Source organism: Streptomyces recifensis, from assembly GCF_002154615.1.
Lineage (GTDB): Bacteria > Actinomycetota > Actinomycetes > Streptomycetales > Streptomycetaceae > Streptomyces > Streptomyces griseoluteus.
Genome location: NZ_MUNH01000176.1, coordinates 1 through 538 on the forward strand (window position 1 = coordinate 1; position 538 = coordinate 538).

Genomic DNA, 538 nt, shown 5'->3' on the forward strand with positions numbered 1-538 from the left:
TCCTGAACCTGGACGCGACGAACTCTCTGGATCTCGGTGACCAGGACGTCCGGAAGGACCGCAAGGGCGACATCCGCTTCACCTGCGGCGCGCAGAGCTGCTCACTGGAGAGCCGCAGCAGCGACCTCCTCCTGCGCTATGCCAAGCCGGGCGCAACCTACGACTCGTGCAAGTTCGAACTCCAGGGCGCCGCCAGCNNTGGCGGCGGGGAGCGAGATCTGCGCCAAGGACCGCGCGGGCAACATCGCTCTCTTGGTGGTGCAGGTCAAGTCGACGGCGCTCCCCGATCTGGGCTTCCTCATGGTGGACGTGACGGTCTGGCCGCACGCCTGAGGGCGCGCCCGGTCAGCCGAGGGGATCCGCCAGGTGCCAGCCGTCGGCCAGGAGGCGGTCCACCGCTACGAGGGCCGCGGTGAGGCGGGTCCGGCGGTCGCCGTGGAGCTCCTGCCACGGGACGCCGGAGGTGGTGAGGGTCTCGCGGAAGCGGTCGGTCATCCATCCGCGCAGGTGCTCGCCGTCGCGCAGGCCGTCGTCGTCG

The 538-nt window shown here is 70.5% G+C and carries 1 pseudogene; it reads right to left on the reverse strand.

Annotation, left to right across the window (positions count from 1 at the left end):
• Window positions 1-345: 345 nt before the first annotated feature.
• Window positions 346-538, reverse strand: a pseudogene (locus tag CCN33_RS11190) (AAA family ATPase); the annotation flags it as partial.